We start from the raw sequence: 22,745 nt of genomic DNA on the forward strand, positions 1-22,745 counted from the left end.
GGCTTGCCTCTGCACTAACTACTCGGAGCGAGCTTTCATGACTATTGGCGGATCGGGCGACAGCCGTCCCTCTAAGAATCAGCGACGTGACGCGGTGCGCACCAAGGCCAAGCGGATCCGCGAGGAGCAGAAGAAGAAGGACCGCCGTTACCGGGTCGCCCTGCGCGGCGGAATCGCCGCCGCCGGCGTCGCCATTGCCGCCGTCATCGCCGTGGTCATCATCAACTCGATCCCCCCGGTCGGCCCCGGTCCGGCGAACATGGCCAGTGACGGCGTGCTGATCTCCGAGGGGATGACCCCGGTCACGACCTCCGCGCTCCAGCCCGAGGCCAAGCCGATACCGTCCAAGCCGGATGCGACCGGCACGGTCGCCGACATTCGCGTCTACGCCGACTACCTCTGCCCGTTCTGCAGCGAGTTCGAGGCCGCCAACAGTGACCAGATCAGCCAGTGGGTCACGTCGGGTGCCGCGACCGTGGAGATCCACCCGGTTTCGATCCTGACCCACAAGTCCTCCGGCACGAAATACTCGCTTCGGGCTGCGAACGCCGCCGCATGTGTGGCCAATTACGCCCCCGCAAACTTCTACGACTTCAACGCCATCCTGTTCCAGGAACAGCCCAAGGAGGGCACTGCCGGTCACGACGACGCGGCCATCAAGGGCCTCGTGAAGGATGCCGGCGTGAGCGACCGGGTGTCGCAGATCAACGCGTGCATTGACGACACGACCTTCAAATCGTGGGTCATCGCATCCACCGACCGGGCTCTGTCCGGTCCGTTGCCGAACACCGAGGTCGAGGCCATCACCGGCACACCCACCGTGCTCGTCAACGGAAAGCAGTACGTCGGCGCACTCGACGACCCGAGGGAGTTCGCGGCCTTCGTGCTACAGGCGGCCGGCGCGACCTACTCCACCTCGACGCCGACCCCCGAGCCGCCACCGGCAGGGTAGTCGCCCCGCTTCGATGGCGGCACAGCACGGGTTCGTCATTTAGGATGGTGTGTCGAGGCGTCAATCGCCTCATGCCGGCCTGGCGCAATTGGTAGCGCACCACTCTTGTAAAGTGGGGGTTACGGGTTCAAGTCCCGTGGCCGGCCCTGTTCTCTCATCGCTTCAGATCGTGGTTCTCTCGGTGACGGTTTCCTTGAGGGCGCTGAGAAAATCCGTCGGATCGATCGGTGAACGCACGCCCGGTTTTGCATCGGCCGGAATGCCCCCGACGTACAGCCAGCCGAGCAATTCTTCCGAGGCCGCGAGGCCGTGGGTTTCGTTCACCGGCTGCGTGCGGGCCAGGGTGCCGGAACGCCACATGACGCCCCAGCCCTGGGCGGCGAGGAGAAGGCTCAGCATGTGTGCGACACCGGCCGCGACGGCGTCCTGTTCCCAGACCGCCACCGTGTCGCTTTCGCGACGGCTCGCGACCACGGCGATCAGAAGTTCGGCGCGCAGCGGCTTAGCGGCGAGCCTGGCGGCTTCGGCGCCGTTCAGCCCGGCGGCCTCGACCATGGCCTCGCCCAGGCGGCGCCGGGCGTCACCGCGCAACTCGATCAGCCGCCACGGACGCAGAGCGCCATGGTCGGCGACACGGGCCGCGACAGCCACCAAAGGCAGCAGTTCCGCATGGCTCGGCGCCTGCCCGGTGACCTTGGAGTGGGAGCGTCGATGATTGACCGTATCGAGGAGGTCGGACAATGCTTACTCGACCGGCTTGAAATTGAGCGAGATGGAGTTCATGCAGTACCGGTCGCCGGTGGGCGTTCCGAATCCGTCGTCGAAAACGTGGCCCAGGTGCGAGCCGCACTTCGCACAGCGCACCTCGGTGCGCACAACGCCGAGGGTGCGGTCTTCGAGGAGTTCAACGGCCTCGGGACGCACCGATTCGTAGAAGCTCGGCCAGCCGCAACCGGAGTCGAACTTCGTGCCGCTCTTGAACAGCTCGGCATTGCAAGCCCCGCAGGTGTAAATCCCGGAGCGGCCCTCATCGAGGAGCTCGCCGGCCCACGCCCGCTCGGTGGCGGCGCCGCGAAGTACGGCGTACTGCTCGGGGTTCAGCTCCGCGCGCCACTGCGCATCCGACTTCTCGACCTCGTAGTCCATGTTCCGTTCCTCCCTGCTCGACCCCGGAGAGGCCGAAATCTGTCCGTATCAACACTAAACTCGCCAGACCGCGGCGGTATTCCTCGATCAGGAGATAGGCAGGTTTTTCCACCTTGGACAGCACGGCACGACGGCCCAGCGAGTACGCAGGCATCGACAATTAGGATTGCAGAGATCGAGGGAGGTGGCACGTGGACGGAACTCCCGGTTCGTCGACTCCCGCGGAGCCTACCTCGGAGTCCTCCTCGCCGGCAGACTTGTCCGCTCGCGACCGGTTGATCCTCGCCTTCGAGCGGCAGTGGTGGAAGCATGCCGGCGCCAAGGAACAGGCGATCCGGGCCGAGTTCGGCCTCTCGGCCGCCCGGTACTATCAACTACTGGGGGTTGTGATCGACTCGCCGCTGGCCCTGGCCCACGACCCGATGCTGGTGAAACGCCTGCAGCGGATGCGCGACGCCCGGTCGCAGGCAAGGGAGCGCCGGTCGCTACAGTCCACCGATTGACTCCCTAACCTGCACCCTTCCCGTGTCTCATCACCACCACAAAGGATCTGACCAGCCTCACGATGCCGAACTCCTACGCGAAAGACCGCTTCGACCACCTCCCGCACTCCCTGGAGCGGGTGGGGGCCCACCGCGCGCCCGGCAAGAAAGGGCGCGGCTGGGTCGCAGTGTGGTGGTCTCTCGGCGCAACCGTGCTGCTGGTCGGCATCGGAGTCGTCGGCCTGGCCGTCCTGAACAACAACCTGAACTTCGAGTTGCCGGGCACGGCGACGACTGCTGACAGCGCGGCCGAGCCGAGCGCCACTCCGAGTGACACTCCGGCGCCGGTGCCGACGCCGGCCGCGACCGTGGACCCTGACTCGACCGTGACCGTTTTGAACGGGACCGCCGGCGAGGGGATCGCCCGGTCCGTTGGCGATGTCCTCGAGGCGGAGGGCTGGACGATCGAAGAGCTGGACAACGCGAGCACGGAGGATGTGCAAACCACGACGGTTTACTACGCCGACGCGGCCCTGGAGGGAGCGGCCCGCGGAGTCGCGGAGTCACTGCCCGGCTCGGAGGTGCTGCTTTCAAGCGATTTCGCCGATTCCGCAGCGGACCTGACCGTTGTCGTCGGCGCCGACTACGAGCCGGCCGAATAGCCGTCGCCTATACGTCGGGCGCTCGTGCGTCAACCCCCTTTCGTTCTTCCGGAGCTTCCGTAAATTGAGCATTGGTCCCTCATTTTGTTTGTCCGGGCGTTCTCGCAGGAGACGTATTCCATCGGTCGAATGCAATGGACGCAATCCCTGCGCCAGGCCCGGTACGGCCAACGGGCGCGTGTCGACGAATTCACAGCAACAAGGAGTTATACATGGCGAACGGAACCGTCAAATGGTTCAACGCTGAAAAGGGTTTCGGCTTCATCACCGTCGATGGAGGTGGCCAGGACGTCTTCGTCCACTACTCGGCCATCGACATGCACGGCTACAAGGTTCTGGAAGAGGGACAGCACGTCATCTTCGAACTGGGTACAGGGGCAAAGGGGCCCCAGGCAGAAGCGGTTCGTCCGATCTGATCCAGCGGGGGATGTTCCAGCGGTCGACCGAAGAGTCGAGTCGCTCCCGGGTATGTGTGCGCGGCAGTGCAGCCGCGTTAGGGTTTGGGGCGTGACAACGAAAATAGTGGTTCAAGCGCAGCGACGAAGTGCGGCACCGAGAATTCGGTCCATCCGGATGCTCGGGGTCGTCCTTCTGCCGACCCTTCTGCTGGTCTCCGCATGCGCAAGTGACGCGCCGAAGCCGCCGACAAGCTCGACCAGCACGCCCTGGAACTCCACCTTCGAGTCGGCCGCAGACCCGGCGGTCGCCCCATTGCGTGGCACGAGTGTGCCGGCCGGGAGCCTCCAGAACCCTGCCCTCTCGGTGAAGATCGACAACCACGAAGCGGCCAGGCCGCAGCTCTCTCTCGAGCGCGCCGACATCGTCTTCGAAGAACTGGTCGAGGGCGGGCTGACCCGTTATGTCGCGGTCTGGCATTCCGACGTGCCCGAACTCGTCGGGCCGGTGCGATCGATCCGACCCATGGACCCGGACATCATCGCGCCCTTCGGCGGGATCGCGGCTTATTCCGGCGGCCAACAGAAATTCATCGACCTGATGGACGCGACGGATGTCGTCAGCGCCGCCTTCGATACCGACGACACCGGCCTCTTCGCGCGTTCGGATGACCGGGAAGCCCCGCACAACGTCATCCTCCAGGCCTCAGCGCTCGTCGCGCGGAACGCCACCGTGCCGCCGCCGAACCAGCAATTTGCCTACTCCGCGACCGTGCAGGGATCGTCCGCGGCCGTCGACGGCGCGCCCGTCGCGGCGATCAACTCCACCTTCTCCACCGCCCGTTGGCCCGGCTGGACGTGGGATGCGGCCGGTGCTGCCTACCTGCGCTCGCAGGAGGGCGCACCTGACCTCGACGCCACCGGTGCGCAGCTGCGGGCGACCAACGTCCTGGTCCTGCGGGTCGCGATCGACGGCACCTACGGAGATGTTCCCACGACGACAATGATCGGTTCGGGGGAAGCCTGGGTCTCGGCCGGCGGCAAGTCCGTGCATGCGGTCTGGTCCAAGGCCGACCAGACCGCCCCCATCCGTCTCGTCGATGACTTCGGCGTGACGATTCGTCTCGCCGCCGGTAACACCTGGATCGAGCTGGTGCCGTCGGACCGAGGCACGGTTGTGCTGGTGCCGTAGCCGCGGCTGCGGCACCTTGCCGTTCACTTGCACTCTCGACCCCAGAGTGCCAGAATCAACTTGGCACTCTCTCTGTTTGAGTGCCAACCCATCACCGTTTTGGTAACGTCCGGGAGGGACGAGAAACACATATGGCAAAGATCATTGCTTTCAACGAAGAGGCCCGTCGCGGCCTTGAGCGTGGCCTGAACATCCTCGCTGACACTGTCAAGGTCACCCTCGGCCCGCGCGGACGTAACGTGGTGCTGGAAAAGAAGTGGGGCGCTCCCACGATCACCAACGATGGCGTGTCCATCGCCAAGGAGATCGAACTCGACGACCCGTACGAGAAGATCGGTGCCGAGCTCGTCAAGGAGGTCGCCAAGAAGACCGATGACGTCGCGGGCGACGGAACCACCACCGCCACCGTCCTGGCTCAGGCGCTCGTTCGTGAAGGCCTGCGCAACGTCGCGGCCGGAGCAGACCCGATCAGCCTCAAGCGTGGCATCGAGAAGGCCACGGCCGCCGTGATCGCTGAGCTCATCGCCAACGCCAAAGAGGTCGAGACCAAGGAAGAGATCGCGGCCACCGCTTCCATCTCCGCCGGTGACGCCGAAATCGGCGCCATCATCGCCGAGGCCATCGACAAGGTCGGCAAGGAGGGTGTTGTCACCGTCGAGGAGTCGAACACTCTCGGCACCGAGCTCGAGCTCACCGAGGGCATGCGCTTCGACAAGGGCTTCCTGTCCGCCTACTTCGTGACCGACCCCGACCGTCAGGAAGCGGTCTTCGAAGACCCCTACATCCTGATCGTCAACTCCAAGGTCTCCAACATCAAGGACTTGCTCCCCATCGTGGACAAGGTCATCCAGACCGGCAAGCAGCTCCTCATCATCGCCGAGGACGTCGACGGCGAGGCCTTGGCCACGCTCGTGGTGAACAAGATCCGCGGAATCTTCAAGTCGGTCGCCGTCAAGGCTCCCGGCTTCGGTGACCGTCGCAAGGCCCAGCTGCAGGACATCGCCATCCTCACCGGTGGACAGGTCATCAGCGAAGAGGTCGGTCTCAAGCTTGAGAACGTCACGCTTGACCTCCTCGGCAACGCGCGCAAGATCGTCATCACCAAGGACGAGACCACCATCGTCGAAGGCGCCGGAGACCCCGAAGCCATCGCCGGACGTGTCCAGCAGATCCGCAGCGAGATCGAAAACACCGACAGCGACTACGACCGCGAGAAGCTCCAGGAGCGTCTCGCCAAGCTCGCCGGCGGAGTCGCAGTCATCAAGGCCGGCGCCGCGACGGAGGTTGAGCTCAAGGAGCGCAAGCACCGCATCGAGGATGCCGTCCGCAACGCGAAGGCTGCCGTCGAAGAGGGCATCGTCGCCGGTGGTGGCGTTGCGCTGATCCAGGCCGGCAAGACCGCGTTCGAGAAGCTCGAGCTGGTCGGCGACGAGGCAACGGGAGCGAACATCGTCAAGGTTGCCATCGACGCTCCACTCAAGCAGATCGCCCTCAACGCCGGCATGGAGCCGGGCGTTGTCGCCGACAAGGTGCGCAACCTGCCGATCGGTTGGGGCCTCAACGCCGCGACCGGTGAGTACGTCGACATGCTCGCCGCCGGAATCAATGACCCGGTGAAGGTCACCCGTTCCGCGCTGCTGAACGCAGCGTCGATCGCCGGACTGTTCCTCACCACCGAGGCCGTAGTCGCCGACAAGCCGGAGAAGAACGCTGCTCCGGCCGGCGACCAGGGCGGCGGAATGGACTTCTAAGTCCACACCGCTTCACCGCTTCACAACACAGGGCGCCTCCGCCGGGAGGCGCCCTGTGTCGTTAATGCAGGCCTCGCTAAAACAGGCGTCGTTAATGCAGGCGTCGCTAAAACAGGCGTCGCTAAAACAGGCGTCGTCAAAACAAGCGTCGCCAATGCGCAGGCGGTCGCGGCTAACGCAGGAAGAGGCGCGCGTTGGCCTGCTCGATCTCGGCGTACTGCTGGCCGGCTTGGTTCAGGGCCAGATTCAATCCCTCCGCGCTCTGGGCCACCTGCTGTTGGGTGGCACGCCAGTCCGAGACCGCCGCCTGGAACGCGGTGGCGGCCTGGCCCGTCCACGAGCCCTCCAGCGCGGTCAGCTGGGCGATGAGCCCGGCGACCTCGCCCTGGATGCGCCCGATCGTGGCGCGCGCCACGGAGGTGGTGTGGAGCACTGCTTCGCTGTCGACCTGATAGCGGGTCATGGGGGTCCTTTCGGCAGGGGAAGATACCGATCAGACTACGGAGCCGCCTGCAGCCGTTCCCGTTGGCTGCCGTTGTGCCATGGCAAATCATCCTCCCGGACCGCGGGGGAGGAACCGCGGGGGGTTTGACGCCGCGGCACGCGGCTACGACGTGATGACGGGGGCGACGCGCTGGGGCGCGCTCGGAGAACAGGCCAGTGGGAACCAGACCCGGAACGTTGCGCCGCCGCCGGGGGTGTCCACGACCTGGACGGTGCCGTTGTGGCTGGCGACGATCGAGGCGACGATCGCCAGGCCGAGCCCGCTGCCGCCGGTCTCCCGTGCACGGGAGGTGTCCGCACGCCAGAAGCGCTGGAAGATTTTCTCCCTGATCTGCGGTGGGATACCCTCACCATGGTCGATGACGGCGATGGAGGCGCGCTGGTTTCGGCGGTCGACTGCGACCTCGAGCTCGACCGGGCTGTCCGTCGGGCTGAAGCGTAGCGCGTTGCCCATCAGGTTCGTGATGACCTGGCGGATCTTGTTCTCCTCGGCCATCACCACGGCCTGCACGGTGCCGGGCTCGGTCACCGGAGTCTGTTCCGGAGCCGGCAGCGCAACATCCGCTTTGCGCGGTTTGCGGGTGCGCAGCCGCGCCAGGGTTGCCCCGGCGAAAGAGACGGATCCGCCCGCCGGGTGGTTCGGCTCGTCGGGCTTCGAACCTGGTGCGGCAGCGGAGGGGACTTCTCCCGTTGAGTGAGCGAGGTCGATGGCGGGGCGTTCGGTGCTGTCCTCGATCTCGGTGGGGATCGGCGTGACGACGGTGATGGTGCGACCGGGGGAGGAGGCCATGGCGTCGAGGGCCGCGTCACGGGCGAGCGGCATCAGGTCGACCGGCGCGAGGGCAAGCGGCTTTGTCTCGTCGAGCCGGGCCAGCTCGAGCAGGTCTTCGACGAGGCCGCCCATGCGGATCGCTTCTTTCTCGATGCGCTCCATGGCCTGTGCGATTTCTTCCGGGGTCTGCAGGGCACCCATTCGGTAGAGCTCGGCGTAGCCGCGCACCGAGACGAGGGGAGTGCGCAACTCGTGGCTGGCGTCGCCGACGAAGCGGCGCATCTGGTCGATGGTGCGGGCGCGGTCCTTGAAGAGGCGGTCGATGCGGCTCAGCATGGTGTTGAGCGATCGGTTGAGGCGACCGACCTCGGTGTTGGGCGTGGCGCCGCCGAGCCGCTGGCTGAAGTCGCCATCGGCGATGGCCGCGGCCGTGCGCTCCACCTCTCGCAGCGGTGCAAAGGTGGTGGTCACCAGGAGCCGGGTGAGCAGGGCGCCCACCAGCACGACCCCGAGCCCGAACCCCAGGAAAATGGTGAGGTAGGTGGCCATGGTGTTCTCGGTCGGCCTCAACGAGACCGCCATGACCAGCGTGCCCAAGGTTCCCTGCGGCGAGATCACGAGCGGCACGGCGACGGCCAAGAACTCGGTGTCGTGTGCCGAGTCCACCAGAGTCATCGTCTTGCCGTCGAGCTCCATCACGGTCTGCAGGTCGAGCGGTGCGGTCAGGATAGGCAGCTCACTGCGCGGGACATCCCGCCAGGTGTGGTCCTTGAGGCTGCCGTGCTCGTCATACAGGGCGACGTAGTAGTCCGAAGAGACCACGGCTGTGGTGCCCTGGCCGAGAGCCGCCGCCGAATAGCTGTTCGAGGCGGACTGGGCGTCGATCTGCAGCTGCGAATCGACCTGCTGGATCACGTATTGGCGAAGCATGGCCATCGTGCCGATGCCGGAGACGAGCAGGCCGAGCGTCAGCATCAGGACCGTGACGCCCGTGATTTTGGAACGCAGGGAAATGCGGCTCCACCGCTCCATAAGTGACTGATGCATAGGAGCCCAGTGTATGAGCGCAGCCTGTGACTACGCCTTGGCGGCTTTGAGCATGTAACCGAAGCCGCGCTTGGTCTGGATGAGGGGTTCGGTCGAGTGCGCGTCCACCTTGCGGCGGAGGTAAGAAATGTAGGACTCGACGATGCCGGCGTCACCGTTGAAGTCGTACTCCCACACATGGTCCAGGATCTGAGCCTTCGACAGGACCCGGTTCGGGTTCAGCATGAGGTAGCGCAGAAGCTTGAACTCGGTCGGACTGAGTTCGATGGGGGCGTCGCCGACCAGGACCTCGTGGGTGTCCTGATCCATGGTGAGTTCGCCGGCGCGGATGACCGCGTCTTCGTCGGCGTGCATGGTCCGGCGCAGGATGGCCTTGATCCGGGCCACAATCTCATCGAGGCTGAACGGCTTGGTGACGTAGTCGTCGCCGCCGACCGTCAGACCGGTGATCTTGTCTTCGGTGTCGTCCTTCGCCGTGAGGAAGAGGATCGGGGCCGTGTAGCCGGCGGTCCGCAGGCGCTTGGTCACTCCGAAACCGTTCATGTCCGGCAGCATGACGTCAAGGATGATGAGGTCGGGTTCTTCCTCGAGGACGGCGGAGATCGCCTGCGCGCCGTTTCCGACGGCTCGCACGGCGAATCCGGCGAAGCGCAGGCTGGTGGTGAGAAGATCCCGGATATTGGGTTCGTCGTCGACAATAAGGATGCGTGGGCCGTCAGTCATGATATCAGTATCTGCGCGTTAGCTGAAGGTTTACTGAAAATGCCCGGTATGCGCGCTGGCGAGTAGATTAGTGAGCAAACCAGACTGCCGCGGCGTGGGGAGACCAGAATGACTGTTCCGACTTTTGCGATTGTGGGGGCCGGCTTGGCCGGGGCCAGAGCGGCCGAGGCCATCCGTTCCGAGGGGTTCGACGGGAGCATCGTGTTGCTGGCCGAGGAGACCGAGTACCCCTACGTGCGGCCGCCCCTCTCCAAGGACTACCTGGCCGGGCGGGCCGCCCGGGACACGATCGACGTGCACCCGGCACCGTGGTACGACGAGCGGGGCATCGACGTGCGGCTGGGTGCCCGGGTGACCGGGCTGGCGCTCGACACCCACGAGCTGACCCTGCGGGAGGGCAAATCGGTGCGCTACGACAGGTTGCTCCTCGCGACGGGGGCGTCGTCACGGCGCTTTCCCGGCCCGGGCGCAGACCTGGCCGGGGTGCACCATCTGCGCACGGTCGGCGAGTCGCAGGCGCTGCGAGCCGAGCTGGAGCCGGGAAACCGCCGGGTCGTGATCGTCGGGGCCGGCTGGATCGGTCTCGAAGTCGCCGCGGCCGCCCGCGGTTACGGCAACACCGTCACGGTGCTCGGGCGGGACGGCGTGCCGCTGGCCCCGGTGATCGGCGACGAGGTCGGGTCGGTGTTCGCGGAGCTGCACCGCGTGAACGGGGTGGATCTGCGGATGGAAACGCACGCCGACCGACTGATCGGGGCGCAGGGGAGGGTCACCGGAGTGGGACTCCCCGGCGGCGAGGTCGTTTCGGCCGATGTCGTCGTCATCGGCATCGGCGCGGTGCCGAACACGGATCTGGCCCGGGACGCGGGCCTGGCCGTCGACGACGGCATCGTCGTCGACGCGGCGTTCCGGTCCATTGACCCGGACGTCTACGCGGTGGGTGACGTCGCCACGGTCTTCCACCCGGTGCTGCGGCACCATCTGCGCGTCGAGCATTGGGACAACGCCGAGCGGGCCGGCGCCGCGGCCGGCCGCTCGATGCTTGACCAGGCGGTCAGCTACGACGCGATCCCGTACTTCTACACCGACCAGTTCGACCTCGGGATGGAGTACTCGGGGTACGGCGCACTTGCCCGGGATGCGGAGGTCGTGTTTCGCGGTGACCCGGCGAGGCGGGAATTCATCGCGTTCTGGGTGTTGGGCGGCAGGGTCGTCGCCGGCATGAACGTCAACGTGTGGGACGTCAACGAGACGGTGCAGCGCTTCATCCGGACGGAGGTGCGGGTCGACACGACCCGGCTCGCGGATGAGAACATTGAGCTGGACGAACTTCTCGCCGGAGCACCCGACTGAAGGACCTGACATGGACAACGCGACCACTCGACCTGGCCCTGCGCTGCCCGACCTGATCCATCCACGGCGACTGATCGGGGAGAGACTGTTCGATTTTTCCCGTGAGGTGGCCGTGATGGCCATCGTCAACCGCACGCCGGATTCCTTCTACGACAAGGGGGCGACCTTCGCTCTTGACGAGGCCGTCACGGCCGCCCGGCGCGCCATCCTGGACGGCGCCGACTGGGTCGACATCGGCGGGGCGAGATTCGCGCCCGGCCCGTCCATTCCGATTGAGGAGGAGATCGACCGGGTCGTCCCGGTGGTCGAGGCCCTGCGCGGCTCGGGCGTCGTCATCTCCGTCGACACCTTTCATCCCGCCGTGGCGCGCGCCAGCCTGGCCGCCGGCGCCCACGTGATCAACGACACCACCGGGGTGCACGACCCGGCCATGGCTGACGTCGTCGCGGACAGCGACGCGACGCTGGTGATCACCCACAGCCTCGCGCCGCCGCGCACACCGTGGCCGGGGCCCACCTACGGCGACGTGGTGCACGAGGTCGCAGCCTTCTTGGATGAACGGATCGAGCTGGCCCGGAGTCGCGGCGTCCCGGCATCCCGCATCATCGTCGACCCCGGGCACGACCTGAACAAGAACACCTACCACTCGCTCGAGCTGACCCGGAGGCTCGGCGAGATCACCGCGCTCGGCTACCCCACTCTGGTCGCAGTCTCGAACAAGGACTTCATCGGGGAGACGCTGAACCGTGAGCGGGGCGACCGGATCGCGGGATCGCTCGCCGCCGCCGTCTACAGCATCCTGCAGGGCGCCCGGATCGTGCGGATGCACAACGTCGTCGCCGCGGTCGACGCCGTGCGGATGACCGAGGCGATCCTGGGCTTCCGCGAACCGGCGTACGTGCGCCACAACCTGGCCTGATGCTGCTGGATCGTGACGAGCTGATCATCCGTTACCGGGTGCCTGACCGCACTCTGCCGCACCTGCGAGTAAATTTCATCGCCAGCCTCGACGGCGCCGCCACCCGGGAGGGCGTGAGCGGCGGGCTCGGGAACGCCGACGACAGGCTCGTTTTCGATACCCTTCGGATGCTCGCCGACGTGATCGTGGTCGGTGCGGGCACGGTGCGCGCCGAGGGGTACGTCGGCATCCGTCAGGGCCCCGCAGATGCCGCGTGGCGGGTCCGGCACGGACTTCCGGCGCAGCTGCCCGTCGCCATCGTGTCCTCACGGCTGGACCTCGAGCCGAGCCACTCGCTGTTCGCGGACGCCGCCGTGCGACCGCTGGTCGTGACGCACGCAGCGTCACCGCTGCGGCGACGCGCGGAGCTCGCAGAGGTGGCGGACGTGCTGGTCTGCGGGGAGGACGTCGTGGACCCGCGGCTGATGCGGGCGGAGCTGGCTCGGCGCGGTCTGGCGCAGATGCTCTGCGAGGGTGGGCCGAACCTGTTCGGTGCGCTGATCGAGGCCGACTGCGTCGACGAGCTGTGCCTCACCGTCAGCCCCGTGCTCGAGGGCGGCCCGGCCGGACGGATCTCCGCCGGTGCCGCCGCCATCACCCGGGAGATGTCCCTGCTGCACGTGCTGACCGCCGGGGACATGCTGTTCCTGCGCTATGCCCGCCGGAAGGCTTCCTTTCCGACCGCCTGACCGGCCGTTTCACCGCCGGTCAGACGGAGACGACCTGCGCGTCCAGATTCTGCGAGTCAAGGATCGTGTAGCTGTAGCCCTGCTCGGCGAGGAAGCGCTGGCGGTTCTGGGCGAAGTCCTGGTCGACGGTGTCGCGGGCCACCAGCGTGTAGAAGTTCGCGGACAGACCGGACTCCTTCGGCCGCAGAAGCCGGCCGAGGCGCTGCGCCTCCTCCTGGCGTGAGCCGAAGGAACCCGAGACCTGGATGGCGACGGTGGCCTCCGGCAGGTCGACCGAGAAATTCGCGACCTTTGACACCACGAGCAGTTTCTCCTCGCCGACTCGGAAGGCCTGGTAGAGGCGCTCGCGCTCGTCGACAGGGGTCGCACCGGTGAGCTTGGGGGCATTCAGGGCCTCGGCGAGCTCGTCGATCTGGTCGAGGTACTGTCCGATCACGAGGATGCGTTCTCCGGGGTGCTTGGCCACCAGGCGCTTGACGACGTCGAGCTTCGCGGGTGCGGTCGCGGCCATCCGGTAGCGCTCGTCGTCGGCGGCGGCGGCATAGCTGAGTCGCTCGGACTGGGGCAGGTCGATGCGCACCTCGAAGCAGGAGGCTGGGGAGATGAAGCCCTGGGCCTCGATCTCCTTCCAGGGCGCGTCGAACCGCTTCGGGCCGATCAGGCTGAATACGTCGCCCTCGCGGCCGTCCTCGCGCACCAGGGTGGCGGTGAGGCCGAGGCGGCGGCGGGCCTGCAACTCCGCGGTCAGCTTGAACACGGGGGCCGGCAGCAGGTGCACCTCGTCGTAGATGACGAGGCCCCAGTCCATGGCGTCGAGTAGCTCGAGGTGCGCGTATTCGCCCTTCCGTTTGGCGGTGAGGATCTGGTAGGTCGCGATCGTGACCGGCCTGACCTCCTTGACCTGCCCGGAGTACTCGCCGATCTCGTCGGCGGTGAGGGTCGTGCGCTTGAGCAGTTCGTCGCGCCACTGACGGGCGGAGACCGTGTTGGTGACGAGGATGAGCGTGTTGGTCTTGGCGGTGGCCATGGCCCCGGCGCCGACCAGCGTCTTTCCGGCCCCGCAGGGCAGCACGACCACGCCGGAGCCGCCGTCGAAGAAGCTGGAGACGGCCTTGTTCTGGTAGTCCCGGAGCGCCCAACCGTCTTCCAAAAGACCGATCGGATGCGGCGTTCCCGGCGTGTAGCCGGCGAGGTCCTCGGCCGGCCAGCCCAGTTTCACCAGTTCCTGTTTGAGCTGGCCGCGCGCCCACGGCTCGACCAGGAACGAGTCCGGCGACGGATGCCCGATCAGGAGGGGCGCGATGCGCCGGGCCCCGGCGATCTCGGTGAGCACGGCCTGGTCGTTGCTCTGCAGGATGAGCTGACCCTCGGTGTCACGTTCGATGATGAGCCGGCCATACCGGCCGACCGTCTCGGTGATGTCCACGCTGACGGTCTGCGGGATGGCGAACTTCGAGTACTTTTCGAGCGTGGCCAGCATGTTAGAGGCGTCGTGCCCCGCGGCGCGGGCATTCCACAGCCCCAGCCGGGAGATGCGGTAGGTGTGGATGTGCTCGGGGGCACGCTCCAACTCGGCGAACACGGCCAGGTCGTGGCGCGCATCCTCGGCAAGAGGGTGGGCGACTTCGAGCAAAACCGTACGGTCACTTTGGACGATCAGAGGGCCATCAGACATAGCCGTTAATCCTACGCCCGGTCAGCGTGAAGGCCCGCACCTACGGCGCCGGCGTGATGCTGATGATGCTGGACAGAGGCAGCGTGCGTTCGATGTCGGCGCGACGGTCCCGGGCCCGGAAGCGCCCGCCGCCCACACTGGCCGGCTCGAGCAGATAGTCGACCACCACACCGCCGGGCATGGCGATGCTGACGACGACGGTCTGCTTCGCCTTGATTGCCAAGTCGAGCTGGCGGGCGAGCCAGGCATCCGCTGCCTGGCCCTCGCCGCCATCGGCGGCACGCAGCCTATCGACCAGGGCGACGGCCGGATCCGGGGCGTCCACCGGCACGACCCGAGCGAGCTGGTGGCGGCGCAGGTGCACGATCTCATGGGTGGCGTCCTCCGCGGCGACGGGGTAGCGCGCATCGCTGAGCGCCCAGAAGACCACGTCGGAGGGGAACCGGCTGGTCAGTCGGCTGCCCTCGGCAGGCACAAGGCCGAGGGAGGCGAGCGTCTGGTCCACGGCGATGGTGCTCAGCAGGGCCGCGTCGTCGGACTGGACATAGGCCTGGGCCGGGGACTCCATCGGGTCCGTCGGGCCGACGCGCACGCGCCCGTAGCGGGCGGCGGATTCCCGGATCAGGTAGTCGACGGGCTGTGGGATGCCGGTCAGGGAGACCGTGCGCAGGAAATCGAGCAGTGACTCCGCGCTTTCGCCGGCCGCCAGGGCGCGGTTCACGGAGTTGGCGGTGATGCGGTAGCTCAGGGCGAGTTCCCGGCTCTCCACGTCGGCGAGCCCGCGCAGGCGGCTGTCGATCGAGGGGGCGAGCGGTCCGGGGGACACGATCGACAGGTCGTTCTGCAGGTACACCGCGCCGCCGGTCGCCGGCAACGCGGCCGCCATGGTGGCGACGGCCGCCTCGAGGTCACCGGCCAGCACCGAAGCACCGGCCGGGCTGGTGGTCTGGTGGGCGGTGATGCCGATCAGTTCGGCGTCCTCGGCGAACTCGGTGACCCGGTCGTCCATCCACTGGCCGCCGGCCGGGTAGAGCCAGGCCACGAAGCCGCGCAGCACGTCGCCCCAGGACACGCCGGGCCGGCGGGCGAGTATCCCGCGCACATCCGGCGGCAGGGCCGCATGCCAGGCGTCGGCCAGGGTCGCCCAGCGGCGGGCGGTGCTCTCGAGCAGCCAGGCCTCGCCGGCTTCGGTTTCATTCCAGTAGCCGTCGGAATGGGCGATGAGTTCGGCTCGGGCCGCGGTCGCGACGAAGGAGGGCACGAATTCGAGTTCGACCCCCATCACGGCGGCCAGACGCTTGGTGTCGGGCAGGCCGAGCCCGCCCCGGCTGAGCTCCCTGGCCGGCTCGCGGGCGAGCTCAGTGACCAGTTCGGCGATGGAGGACACCGCGGCGAAGGCACGCTCCGCCGCGAGACGGTCTGTGAAGCGGGTATCGGTGGTGTCGACACTGGCCAGCGCCGCGGGTGCGGGCGTCGAAGCCAGCTCGAGCGCGGTCGGCAGGCCCAGGTCCGGCCAGGTCAGCAGTTGCGCGGCCACCGCCGGGTAGGGACTGAACCGCCCGTCGGTCAGGCGCGCGAGCATGAGGGAGTCCAGTTCGGCGGCACGGCCGGCGACCTCGGCCACGTCGACGGGCGAACCTGCCAGTTCGGACAGGCGCTCGGCGAGGTCGAACAGCGAGGGCGCGGCAGCCGTGCCGACCTCCGTTCCCTGGCTGAGCTCACCGGCGACGGCGAGAACGGCGAGGGTGGCCCGATCGAGCCGTGCCAGCACCCGTTGGATTGCGGTTGGTTCGAGGAGAGCCTCGGCCAGGTCGAAGAAATCACGGATGCCCGTGGCCGAGACCATGCGGATGTCGATCGTGCGACGCAACGTTGCGTCATCCAGCGCCCGAAGGCGCGAAGCGAGTGTGAGCATTGCTACTCCTTATTCTGTCGTGCCTCACGAGCGCGACGCATGCCGGACATCACCATGAGGACGATGATCAGCACGAATCCGAGAGGCAATCCAAACAGCGGCAAAGCAAGCACCGCCGGCCAGACCCCCTGGCCGAAACCGTTGTCCGCCCCGGCCCCGGCCGCTGTGCCGAGGATGACGGCAAGGAACGCGAGGATGGACAGACCCACCACACCCGCAACCATGTAAGCAAGGATGCGTTCGAGCCGGCTCGCGGCGGGTGGAGTTTGATTGGTCACAGACTCAAGGATACGGGGCGGGAACCGGTCCGACCGAATAGGCTGGGGGTGGTTGGCGCGCAATCCGCGCGCGCCCGGAATTCAGCGAGGTCCAGATGCCCACCGGCAAGGTCAAGTTCTACGACGAGGAGAAAGGTTTCGGCTTCATCACCTCTGATGACGGCCACGAGGTCTTTCTCCACGCTTCTGCACTGCCCGCCGGAGTCACGGTCAAGGCAGGAACGAAGCTCGAATTCGGCATCGCCGACGGCAAGCGGGGCGCTCAGGCGCTGTCCGTTCGCGTTCTCGAGGCACCGCCGAGCCTGGTCAAACTCAGCCGCAAGCCGGCTGACGACATGGCCGTCATCGTCGAGGACCTGGTGAAACTCCTCGACGGCATCGGAGCGAGCCTGCGTCGCGGCCGCTACCCCGACAAAACCCACAGCCACAAGATCGCGGCCATGCTGCGCAAGGTCGCGGAGGAACTCGATGCCTGAGGCCGCTGCCGACGAGCGCCTGCTGTCCGCGGTCGACCAGGCGCGCACCGCGCTGCTGGAGATCACGCCGGCCGACAGCATCGGCGAACCCCTCGGCCACCTCGTCGAAGGCGAGCATGTGCTCTCGCTGCTGTTCGACTGCAACCTGTCCGGCTACCCGGGCTGGCGTTGGACGGTCACCCTCGCCCGGGTGGACAAGAGCTCCGAGCCGTCGGTTTTGGAAGCCGAGCTCACGCCGGGCGACGACGCCCTGATCGCGCCGGAGTGGGTGCCGTGGTCTGACCGCCTGGCCGACTACCGCACGGCCCAGGAACTGGCTGCGGCCGTGGCCGACGCCGAGGCGTTGGGCGATGATGGCGAATCGGACGACGACGACGAATCTGACGATGACGGCGATGACGGCGATGACGGCGACGAGTCAGACGACGACGAAGACCGCGGCGAAGATGTGCTTGACGGGATCGACTTCGGTGAGGCCCTAACGGCGCCGGAACCGTACCCAGGCAATCCCGAGCAGGCCGAGGCCGAGGCCGATGAGGGCAGCCCAGAGCCACCAGCCCACTCCGGCGGCGGCGAGTTCGTCCCGGAAGACGAGCGCGAGCGCGAGCGCCACTAGCCAGCCGGCGGAGCCCGCAAGGAAAGCCTTGCGGGAATCCGTTCGAGCCGGCAGCGGGTCTGGCCGACGCTCACTGTCTCTCAGCCAGAGCCGCATGTCGAGGCCTACTTGCCCAGGTTCTGCACCACGAACTCGATCGAGCGGACGAGCTGGCGCACGTCTCCGGGCTCGATCGCGGTGAAGGTGGAAACCCGCAACTGGTTGCGGCCGAGCTTGCGGTAGGGCTCGGTGTCGGAGATCCCGTTGGCGCGCAGGGTCTTGGCGATGGCGGCGGCATCGATCGCGTCGTCGAAGTCGATCGTCGCGACCACCTGTGACCGGTGCTCCGGGTCGGTGACATACGGCGTCGCGAACGGCACGCTCTCGGCCCAGTCGTAGAGAACGGATGACGATTCGAGGGTGCGCGCGGACGCCCACGCCAGGCCGCCGCATCCGTTGATCCAGTCGAGCTGGTTCTCGATCAAAAGAAGCGTGGCCACGGCCGGAGTGTTCAGAGTCTGGTTGAGGCGCGAGTTGTCGATCGCGTTCTTCAGGCTGAGGAACTCGGGAATGTAGCGCCCGCTCGCGGCGATCTGCTCGACGCGCTCGATCGCGGCGGGGGAGAAGAGCGCCATCCACAGGCCTCCGTCGGAGGCGAGGTTCTTCTGCGGCGCGAAGTAGTAGACATCCGCCTGGTCGGCCTCGTAGTCGATACCGGCCGCCGCGCTGGTGGCGTCGATCACCGTCAGGGCGTTGGGGTCGGCAACTACGCGGGTGACCGGAGCCATGACGCCGGTCGAGGTCTCGTTCTGGGGCCAGGCGTAGACGTCGACACCCTCGGTCACGACGAACTCGCTGCGCGATCCGGCCGGGGCCTTGACCACGTCGGGCGCTTCGAGGAACGGAGCGGCCGCGGCCGCGGCGAACTTGCCGCCGAACTCGCCGAAGACGAGGTTCTGGCTGCGGCGGAGAATAAGGGAGAACGCGGCGGCGTCCCAGAACGCGGTGGACCCGCCGTTGCCGATAATGACTTCATAACCGGCAGGGGCGCGAAGGAGGTCCGCGAGGCCGGTGCGCACGCGACCGACCAAGTTCTTGACGGGTGCCTGGCGATGGGAGGTGCCCATCACGCTCGCGCTGAACTCTAAAAGATGTTCGAGTTGTCCTTTTCGAACTTTCGACGGGCCGCAGCCAAATCGTCCATCATCGGGCAGAAGTTCCGTGGGAATTATCAGGTTCGACATAGGGCGATTCTAACGGCCGCTCTCGCGGCGATAAGGTTGGGCAGTACGTACCGAGCCGAGAGGAACGCTGGGCATGACGGATCTCATCGACACCACCGAAATGTACCTCCGCACGATTCTCGATCTCGAAGAGGAGCACATCGTTCCCCTCCGAGCACGCATCTCGGAACGCCTCGGGCACTCCGGGCCGACCGTGTCGCAGACCGTGGCCCGGATGGAACGGGATGGCCTCGTAGTCGTCTCCGGCGACCGGCACCTTGAGCTCACCGTCGACGGGCGCAGCAAGGCCGTGCATGTGATGCGCAAACATCGGCTTGCGGAACGCCTGCTCAGCGACGTAATCGGGCTCGAATGGGAATTCGTCCACGACGAAGCATGCCGCTGGGAGCATGTGATGAGTGAGCGGGTGGAGCGCAAAATCCTGGAGATGCTCGATCACCCGACCGAGTCTCCGTATGGCAACCCCATCCCCGGCCTCGATGAGCTGGGCGATTCGCCGGCCGTCGCGTTCATGGCCGGGGTGACGAGCCTCGTCGACCTGGTCACCGGATCTGCCGGTCCGGTCACCGCCGTGGTGCGCCGTCTGGGCGAACCCGTTCAGGTCGACCCCGAGCTCCTGGCCCAGCTGAAAAACTTCGGTGTGCTCCCCGGGGCCACGGGGGTTTTCTCCGCCGTGGGCTCCTATGTGCTCGTGCAGGTGCATGGGTTCGAGGACGGACTGGAACTGCCCAACGAGGTCGCCGGCCACATCTTCGTCGCCACGCCGGCAGCGGTCGCCTAGCCATTCGGCGGTCACCGCCTGCCCCGTCGCCGTTGAGCCCTCTCCCCACAATTTTGTTATCAATATGTTAGAAAAAGTAGCCTGCGGCGTGACAAACGGATGTGCGTCAGTTAGCTTGGAGTCGTCCACAGTCCAGATTCCGGTCGACGGACACGGATCAAGACGCCTTTCTTTCCCGTCTCTTGATTCGTTCCTCACACACGCGACGAGCGCAGTGGACGGGGCAACTACCTAGTGTTGTCGAGGCGCCGGAGGTAAACACTTTGGCCGCATTAGGTAAGAAGATTTTCCGTCGAGCCCCGAACTCGATAGCCACCACCGGATCCATCACCCTCGCTCCCATCACCCGCGCTTCTATCACCAACGACAACGAACACGCGGAGCTCAGCCACTATCGGGCCGCCGGCCCCCGTTCCGGCCCGCGGTCACGCCGCCGGGGCGCCGTGGCGAACATCGTGTTCATGACTCTCGCCGGCGGCCTCGTCGCGACCATGGCCATCCCGGCCTATGCGTTCGCGCCGACCGAAGAGGAGTACGCGTCAACGGCCTCGGCCGAGTTGACCGAATCGGGTGCGCAGTCCGTGGCGGTCGCCGCCGCGGCCGATACCGTGAGCGTCGCGCGCGACGGGTTCACCGCCACCACCCCCGAGGAACTGGCGGCGGCAGCGGCCGCAGCAACGGCGGCCGTTGCCGCGTCCGAGGCAGCGGCCGCCGAGGGGCGCCGACTGGAAGCCGCGGCCGCGATGACCTCCTACGCCGCGTCGTATTCCGGTCCGTCGTCGGCCGACTACCTGGCTGCCCCGGCATACCCGAATTTCGACCTGGCATCCGTCTACAGTGTCGCGGCCGGCTACCAGGGTGTCCCCTATGTCTACGGCGGGGCCACCCCGGCCGGCTTCGATTGTTCCGGTTTCATCATGTACGTCTACGCGCAGTTCGGCATCTCGCTGCCGCATTCCTCGACCGGGCAGGGGGCGGCGGGCACCCGAATCCCCGAATCTGAGGCTCAGCCGGGTGACCTCGTCATCATGGACGGCCACGACGGGTTCTACGCAGGCAACGGCAACATCCTGCACGCGCCGTATGAGGGGGCGGCCGTGCGTGTGCAGCCGATCTGGACCAGCTCGTACTACATCGTGCGTCTCGGCATCTGAGCCTGCCGGAAGATCCGAGCCGGCCGGCCGCCAGATGAATGTTTCGTAACACCTAGCACATTCGGCGTCCCGCACTTCGCGGTGGCGCCGAATGTGGGTTAACCTGTTGCTCTGATGTTTTGCGAGTTTTCGGGAGAGCCCATGCGCGAGCGGCGCACGATCCACACCATGGATGTGCGCTGCCGCTCCGCGCTGCGGCAGAGCAGTCGAGCAAACTTGAGTTGCGCGTGTCAGGGACACCGTGTGGCCGGTAGGGCGTTGTCATGGTGACGGCGCCCTTTTTGTTTGCCTGTTCGCTCCTTCTCACTGACTGTCGTAGTTCGAATGGCTGGAAGCCGTCCAGCCCTTTTCGAAAGGGAACGCATGCGCACACTGGTCCTCAATGCGGGGTATGAGCCCCTTGCCGTGGTGTCCTTCAAACGAGCACTCGTGCTGGTCATGAATCACAAGGCAACGATCGTGCAGGCCGACCAGGGGCATCCGATCTGTGCCGCCTCCGGTTCCTGGGAGCGACCGAGCGTCATCTTGCTCACGCGTTACGTGCGCATCCCTCGGTCCAGGGCGGTGCCGGTCAGCCGTCGCGGCGTGCTGCGCCGGGACGAGCATCGCTGCGGGTACTGCGGCAAGACCGCCAGCACGATCGACCACGTAATGCCTCGGTCGCGCGGAGGTCGGGACACCTGGGACAATCTCGTGGCCTGCTGCCTTCGCTGCAACAACCTCAAAAGCGACCGGACGCCGGCCGAGATGGGCTGGAAACTCCTGTTCCACCCGGGATTGCCGGTCGGCACGACCTGGGTGGTGCGCGGCGCTGAGCGGCCGTTACCGCAGTGGGATGAATTCCTTGCTCCTGCCGCCTGACCCGCGAATATAACAGGGATGTAACGCCAGAAGGTGACTTCCTGGTCGCCGTCGCCTAGGGTTGAGAAGCGCCGAACCTCGATCTCGGTGCGTTAGAGGATCATCTTTTGCCCCAATCCGGCGTACCCGGCACTTCTGGTTCGCCAGAGACCCCGATTTTTCCGCTCTCGCGCCGCGAACTGCGTGCGCAGCGTGAGGCGGCAGAGGCCCGAGCCGACGCCACCGTGAACATTCCGGTGCGCATGGACGTGCCGGTGGCTGTGCGCATTCCCGATGCGGTTGCGGTGGCGGAAACCAAGGCTCTGGACCTCGAAAAGGCATCGATCGCGGCGCGGAGCAACCGGCTCAATCCGGTCGCTCCCCCGCGGGTCGCACCGGCCGTCAGCCGCCCGGTGCCCCGGTCGCGCCGCCGGCGGCCCATGAAAATCGCCGTGACCCTGCTGGCCATTCCGGGACTGTTCCTCACCGCCGGCCTTCCGGCCTATGCGTTCGCGCCCGGTGCGAGCGACACCGCCTCGACGACTTCGCGGGTTGCCGACACGCAGGGCGTCACGGTGGACAGTGGCGCCGCAGCCATCACCGTCGCTCGCGACGGTTTCACGGCGACCACGAGCGACGAACTCGCCCAGCGGGATGCCGAGGCCAAGCGTGCACTGGCCGCGCAGCAGACCGCCGAGGCAGCCCGATCGGCTGCCACCGACTTCGCTGTATACAGCGTGCGCGCCAAGGGCGACGACTACCCGTGGTTCGACCGGGCCACCGACACCCAGGGCGGCGGACTGTCTCCGCTTGGCTACTATTACCGCGAATGCGTGGACTTCGTGGCATATCGGCTCAACCGCGACGCCGGGTCGACCGGCTCCCCGTGGACCTGGACCTGGAGCAAGCTCACCCCCAGCGGCGGCAACGCGAGCAACTGGGCCAGCGCCTGGGCTGACCAGGGCTGGGCCACCGGCGACACTCCCGTCGTCGGCGCGGTCGCCTGGTTCAACTACAACCACGTGGCCTACGTGCAGTCGGTCAACAGCGACGGCTCGGTCATTCTCGAGGAATACAACTGGAACGGCAGTCACGCGTACAACACGCGCACCGTGTCGGCCAGTGAGGTTCCGCTCTTCCTGTACCCGCCGACGTAAGCGC

24 protein-coding genes, 1 tRNA gene and 1 pseudogene are annotated in these 22,745 nt (G+C 66.8%); 16 read left to right on the forward strand and 10 right to left on the reverse strand.

What is annotated here, in order from left to right; translation table 11 throughout:
• The first annotated feature begins 37 nt into the window (after positions 1–37).
• Together E3T40_RS05480 and E3T40_RS05485 are read left to right on the forward strand one after the other, a co-directional pair.
• On the forward strand, positions 38–952 hold the full coding sequence (locus E3T40_RS05480) for a thioredoxin domain-containing protein (protein WP_104171856.1): 915 nt from the start codon (positions 38–40) through the stop codon (positions 950–952).
• A 73-nt stretch (positions 953–1,025) separates the two neighbouring features.
• Positions 1,026–1,098 (forward strand) — tRNA-Thr (locus E3T40_RS05485).
• Between the two features lie 16 nt (positions 1,099–1,114).
• Here the strand turns inward: E3T40_RS05485 and E3T40_RS05490 are convergent.
• Positions 1,115–1,693, reverse strand: a complete 579-nt coding sequence (locus E3T40_RS05490) for a nitroreductase family protein (protein ID WP_104171857.1) — start codon at positions 1,691–1,693, stop codon at positions 1,115–1,117.
• 3 nt (positions 1,694–1,696) lie between these two features.
• Positions 1,697–2,098, reverse strand: a complete 402-nt coding sequence (msrB, locus tag E3T40_RS05495) for a peptide-methionine (R)-S-oxide reductase MsrB (protein ID WP_104171858.1) — start codon at positions 2,096–2,098, stop codon at positions 1,697–1,699.
• A gap of 191 nt (positions 2,099–2,289) precedes the next feature.
• Between msrB and E3T40_RS05500 the strand changes: the two genes are divergently transcribed.
• The 5 genes from E3T40_RS05500 to groL all read left to right on the forward strand — a co-directional run bounded on the left by E3T40_RS05500 (position 2,290) and on the right by groL (position 6,580).
• Positions 2,290–2,601 (forward strand): DUF3263 domain-containing protein, encoded by a 312-nt coding sequence (locus E3T40_RS05500; protein WP_104171859.1) that lies wholly within the window; start codon positions 2,290–2,292, stop codon positions 2,599–2,601.
• A gap of 62 nt (positions 2,602–2,663) precedes the next feature.
• On the forward strand, positions 2,664–3,242 hold the full coding sequence (locus E3T40_RS05505) for a LytR C-terminal domain-containing protein (RefSeq protein WP_104171860.1): 579 nt from the start codon (positions 2,664–2,666) through the stop codon (positions 3,240–3,242).
• Between the two features lie 212 nt (positions 3,243–3,454).
• Entirely contained in the window at positions 3,455–3,658 is a 204-nt protein-coding gene (locus tag E3T40_RS05510; RefSeq protein ID WP_104100133.1) for a cold-shock protein, read from the forward strand.
• A gap of 157 nt (positions 3,659–3,815) precedes the next feature.
• Positions 3,816–4,829: a DUF3048 domain-containing protein gene (locus tag E3T40_RS05515; RefSeq protein ID WP_206750354.1), complete on the forward strand. Its 1,014-nt coding sequence runs from the start codon at positions 3,816–3,818 to the stop codon at positions 4,827–4,829.
• A gap of 131 nt (positions 4,830–4,960) precedes the next feature.
• Positions 4,961–6,580, forward strand: a complete 1,620-nt coding sequence (gene groL, locus E3T40_RS05520; protein ID WP_104100131.1) for a chaperonin GroEL — start codon at positions 4,961–4,963, stop codon at positions 6,578–6,580.
• A gap of 172 nt (positions 6,581–6,752) precedes the next feature.
• Here the strand turns inward: groL and E3T40_RS05525 are convergent, their stop codons facing one another.
• The 3 genes from E3T40_RS05525 to E3T40_RS05535 all read right to left on the reverse strand — a co-directional run bounded on the left by E3T40_RS05525 (position 6,753) and on the right by E3T40_RS05535 (position 9,626).
• Positions 6,753–7,043 carry a WXG100 family type VII secretion target gene (locus E3T40_RS05525; protein WP_104100130.1) on the reverse strand — a complete coding sequence of 97 codons (291 nt, stop codon included), beginning with the start codon at positions 7,041–7,043 and terminating at the stop codon, positions 6,753–6,755.
• 144 nt (positions 7,044–7,187) lie between these two features.
• The gene (locus E3T40_RS05530; RefSeq protein WP_104193784.1) at positions 7,188–8,903 is read right to left on the reverse strand and encodes a cell wall metabolism sensor histidine kinase WalK; all 1,716 of its coding nucleotides are present in this window, start codon (positions 8,901–8,903) and stop codon (positions 7,188–7,190) included.
• Positions 8,904–8,933: 30 nt separating this feature from the next.
• Positions 8,934–9,626 (reverse strand): response regulator transcription factor, encoded by a 693-nt coding sequence (locus tag E3T40_RS05535; RefSeq protein WP_104171863.1) that lies wholly within the window; start codon positions 9,624–9,626, stop codon positions 8,934–8,936.
• Positions 9,627–9,734: 108 nt separating this feature from the next.
• Here E3T40_RS05535 and E3T40_RS05540 point away from each other — a divergent pair, with 108 nt between their 5' ends.
• The 3 genes from E3T40_RS05540 to E3T40_RS05550 are packed head-to-tail and all read left to right on the forward strand — an operon-like array spanning position 9,735 to position 12,626.
• Complete coding sequence (locus tag E3T40_RS05540) at positions 9,735–10,979, forward strand: NAD(P)/FAD-dependent oxidoreductase (RefSeq protein ID WP_134542853.1); 1,245 nt, start codon at positions 9,735–9,737, stop codon at positions 10,977–10,979.
• A 10-nt stretch (positions 10,980–10,989) separates the two neighbouring features.
• Positions 10,990–11,898, forward strand: coding sequence for a dihydropteroate synthase (folP, locus tag E3T40_RS05545; RefSeq protein WP_104171865.1), 909 nt, complete (start codon positions 10,990–10,992; stop codon positions 11,896–11,898).
• Complete coding sequence (locus E3T40_RS05550) at positions 11,898–12,626, forward strand: pyrimidine reductase family protein (protein WP_104193786.1); 729 nt, start codon at positions 11,898–11,900, stop codon at positions 12,624–12,626. The genes folP and E3T40_RS05550 overlap by 1 nt, the downstream gene beginning before the upstream one ends.
• 19 nt (positions 12,627–12,645) lie before the next feature.
• Here E3T40_RS05550 and E3T40_RS05555 read toward each other — a convergent pair whose 3' ends face one another.
• The 3 genes from E3T40_RS05555 to E3T40_RS05565 are packed head-to-tail and all read right to left on the reverse strand — an operon-like array spanning position 12,646 to position 16,494.
• Positions 12,646–14,301, reverse strand: coding sequence for a DNA repair helicase XPB (locus E3T40_RS05555; protein WP_134542854.1), 1,656 nt, complete (start codon positions 14,299–14,301; stop codon positions 12,646–12,648).
• A 40-nt stretch (positions 14,302–14,341) separates the two neighbouring features.
• Positions 14,342–16,216 (reverse strand): helicase-associated domain-containing protein, encoded by a 1,875-nt coding sequence (locus E3T40_RS05560; protein ID WP_134542855.1) that lies wholly within the window; start codon positions 16,214–16,216, stop codon positions 14,342–14,344.
• Positions 16,217–16,218: 2 nt separating this feature from the next.
• Positions 16,219–16,494 (reverse strand): hypothetical protein, encoded by a 276-nt coding sequence (locus E3T40_RS05565; protein WP_134542856.1) that lies wholly within the window; start codon positions 16,492–16,494, stop codon positions 16,219–16,221.
• Positions 16,495–16,589: 95 nt separating this feature from the next.
• Here E3T40_RS05565 and E3T40_RS05570 point away from each other — a divergent pair, with 95 nt between their 5' ends.
• Entirely contained in the window at positions 16,590–16,970 is a 381-nt protein-coding gene (locus tag E3T40_RS05570; protein ID WP_104171911.1) for a cold-shock protein, read from the forward strand.
• Positions 16,963–17,586: a DUF3027 domain-containing protein gene (locus tag E3T40_RS05575; RefSeq protein WP_233193922.1), complete on the forward strand. Its 624-nt coding sequence runs from the start codon at positions 16,963–16,965 to the stop codon at positions 17,584–17,586. The genes E3T40_RS05570 and E3T40_RS05575 overlap by 8 nt, the downstream gene beginning before the upstream one ends.
• Here E3T40_RS05575 and E3T40_RS05580 read toward each other — a convergent pair.
• Both E3T40_RS05580 and serC read right to left on the reverse strand, forming a co-directional pair.
• Positions 17,515–17,682: pseudogene (locus E3T40_RS05580) on the reverse strand (DUF2530 domain-containing protein); the annotation flags it as partial. The gene E3T40_RS05575 and the pseudogene E3T40_RS05580 overlap by 72 nt on opposite strands.
• Positions 17,683–17,690: 8 nt before the next feature.
• A complete protein-coding gene (gene serC / locus E3T40_RS05585; protein ID WP_104193788.1) occupies positions 17,691–18,809 on the reverse strand; it encodes a phosphoserine transaminase in 1,119 nt (372 codons plus the stop codon).
• 73 nt (positions 18,810–18,882) lie between these two features.
• Here serC and E3T40_RS05590 point away from each other — a divergent pair, with 73 nt between their 5' ends.
• The 4 genes from E3T40_RS05590 (at position 18,883) to E3T40_RS05605 (ending at position 22,741) form a co-directional block, all read left to right on the forward strand.
• Positions 18,883–19,590, forward strand: a complete 708-nt coding sequence (locus E3T40_RS05590; RefSeq protein WP_104171871.1) for a metal-dependent transcriptional regulator — start codon at positions 18,883–18,885, stop codon at positions 19,588–19,590.
• 263 nt (positions 19,591–19,853) lie between these two features.
• Entirely contained in the window at positions 19,854–20,744 is an 891-nt protein-coding gene (locus tag E3T40_RS16675) for a C40 family peptidase (protein WP_233193923.1), read from the forward strand.
• A 363-nt stretch (positions 20,745–21,107) separates the two neighbouring features.
• Positions 21,108–21,605 (forward strand): HNH endonuclease, encoded by a 498-nt coding sequence (locus tag E3T40_RS05600; protein ID WP_104100118.1) that lies wholly within the window; start codon positions 21,108–21,110, stop codon positions 21,603–21,605.
• 107 nt (positions 21,606–21,712) lie between these two features.
• Positions 21,713–22,741: a CHAP domain-containing protein gene (locus E3T40_RS05605; RefSeq protein WP_134542857.1), complete on the forward strand. Its 1,029-nt coding sequence runs from the start codon at positions 21,713–21,715 to the stop codon at positions 22,739–22,741.
• Positions 22,742–22,745: the final 4 nt, after the last annotated feature.

Origin of the sequence: Cryobacterium sp. TMT1-19 (assembly GCF_004403055.1) — a bacterium.
GTDB classification, from domain to species: domain Bacteria; phylum Actinomycetota; class Actinomycetes; order Actinomycetales; family Microbacteriaceae; genus Cryobacterium; species Cryobacterium sandaracinum.

Coding starts and splice junctions, on each gene's coding strand:
- E3T40_RS05510 (WP_104100133.1), top strand. CDS start 3,455: ATGGCGAACGGAACCGTCAAATGGTTCAACGCTGAAAAGGGTTTCGGC.
- msrB (WP_104171858.1), bottom strand. CDS start 2,098: ATGGACTACGAGGTCGAGAAGTCGGATGCGCAGTGGCGCGCGGAGCTG.
- E3T40_RS05535 (WP_104171863.1), bottom strand. CDS start 9,626: ATGACTGACGGCCCACGCATCCTTATTGTCGACGACGAACCCAATATC.
- E3T40_RS05525 (WP_104100130.1), bottom strand. CDS start 7,043: ATGACCCGCTATCAGGTCGACAGCGAAGCAGTGCTCCACACCACCTCC.
- E3T40_RS05550 (WP_104193786.1), top strand. CDS start 11,898: ATGCTGCTGGATCGTGACGAGCTGATCATCCGTTACCGGGTGCCTGAC.
- E3T40_RS05575 (WP_233193922.1), top strand. CDS start 16,963: ATGCCTGAGGCCGCTGCCGACGAGCGCCTGCTGTCCGCGGTCGACCAG.
- serC (WP_104193788.1), bottom strand. CDS start 18,809: ATGTCGAACCTGATAATTCCCACGGAACTTCTGCCCGATGATGGACGA.
- E3T40_RS05600 (WP_104100118.1), top strand. CDS start 21,108: ATGCGCACACTGGTCCTCAATGCGGGGTATGAGCCCCTTGCCGTGGTG.
- E3T40_RS05590 (WP_104171871.1), top strand. CDS start 18,883: ATGACGGATCTCATCGACACCACCGAAATGTACCTCCGCACGATTCTC.
- E3T40_RS05555 (WP_134542854.1), bottom strand. CDS start 14,301: ATGTCTGATGGCCCTCTGATCGTCCAAAGTGACCGTACGGTTTTGCTC.
- groL (WP_104100131.1), top strand. CDS start 4,961: ATGGCAAAGATCATTGCTTTCAACGAAGAGGCCCGTCGCGGCCTTGAG.
- folP (WP_104171865.1), top strand. CDS start 10,990: ATGGACAACGCGACCACTCGACCTGGCCCTGCGCTGCCCGACCTGATC.
- E3T40_RS05505 (WP_104171860.1), top strand. CDS start 2,664: ATGCCGAACTCCTACGCGAAAGACCGCTTCGACCACCTCCCGCACTCC.
- E3T40_RS05540 (WP_134542853.1), top strand. CDS start 9,735: ATGACTGTTCCGACTTTTGCGATTGTGGGGGCCGGCTTGGCCGGGGCC.
- E3T40_RS05560 (WP_134542855.1), bottom strand. CDS start 16,216: ATGCTCACACTCGCTTCGCGCCTTCGGGCGCTGGATGACGCAACGTTG.
- E3T40_RS05570 (WP_104171911.1), top strand. CDS start 16,590: ATGCCCACCGGCAAGGTCAAGTTCTACGACGAGGAGAAAGGTTTCGGC.
- E3T40_RS05530 (WP_104193784.1), bottom strand. CDS start 8,903: ATGCATCAGTCACTTATGGAGCGGTGGAGCCGCATTTCCCTGCGTTCC.
- E3T40_RS05480 (WP_104171856.1), top strand. CDS start 38: ATGACTATTGGCGGATCGGGCGACAGCCGTCCCTCTAAGAATCAGCGA.
- E3T40_RS05515 (WP_206750354.1), top strand. CDS start 3,816: ATGCTCGGGGTCGTCCTTCTGCCGACCCTTCTGCTGGTCTCCGCATGC.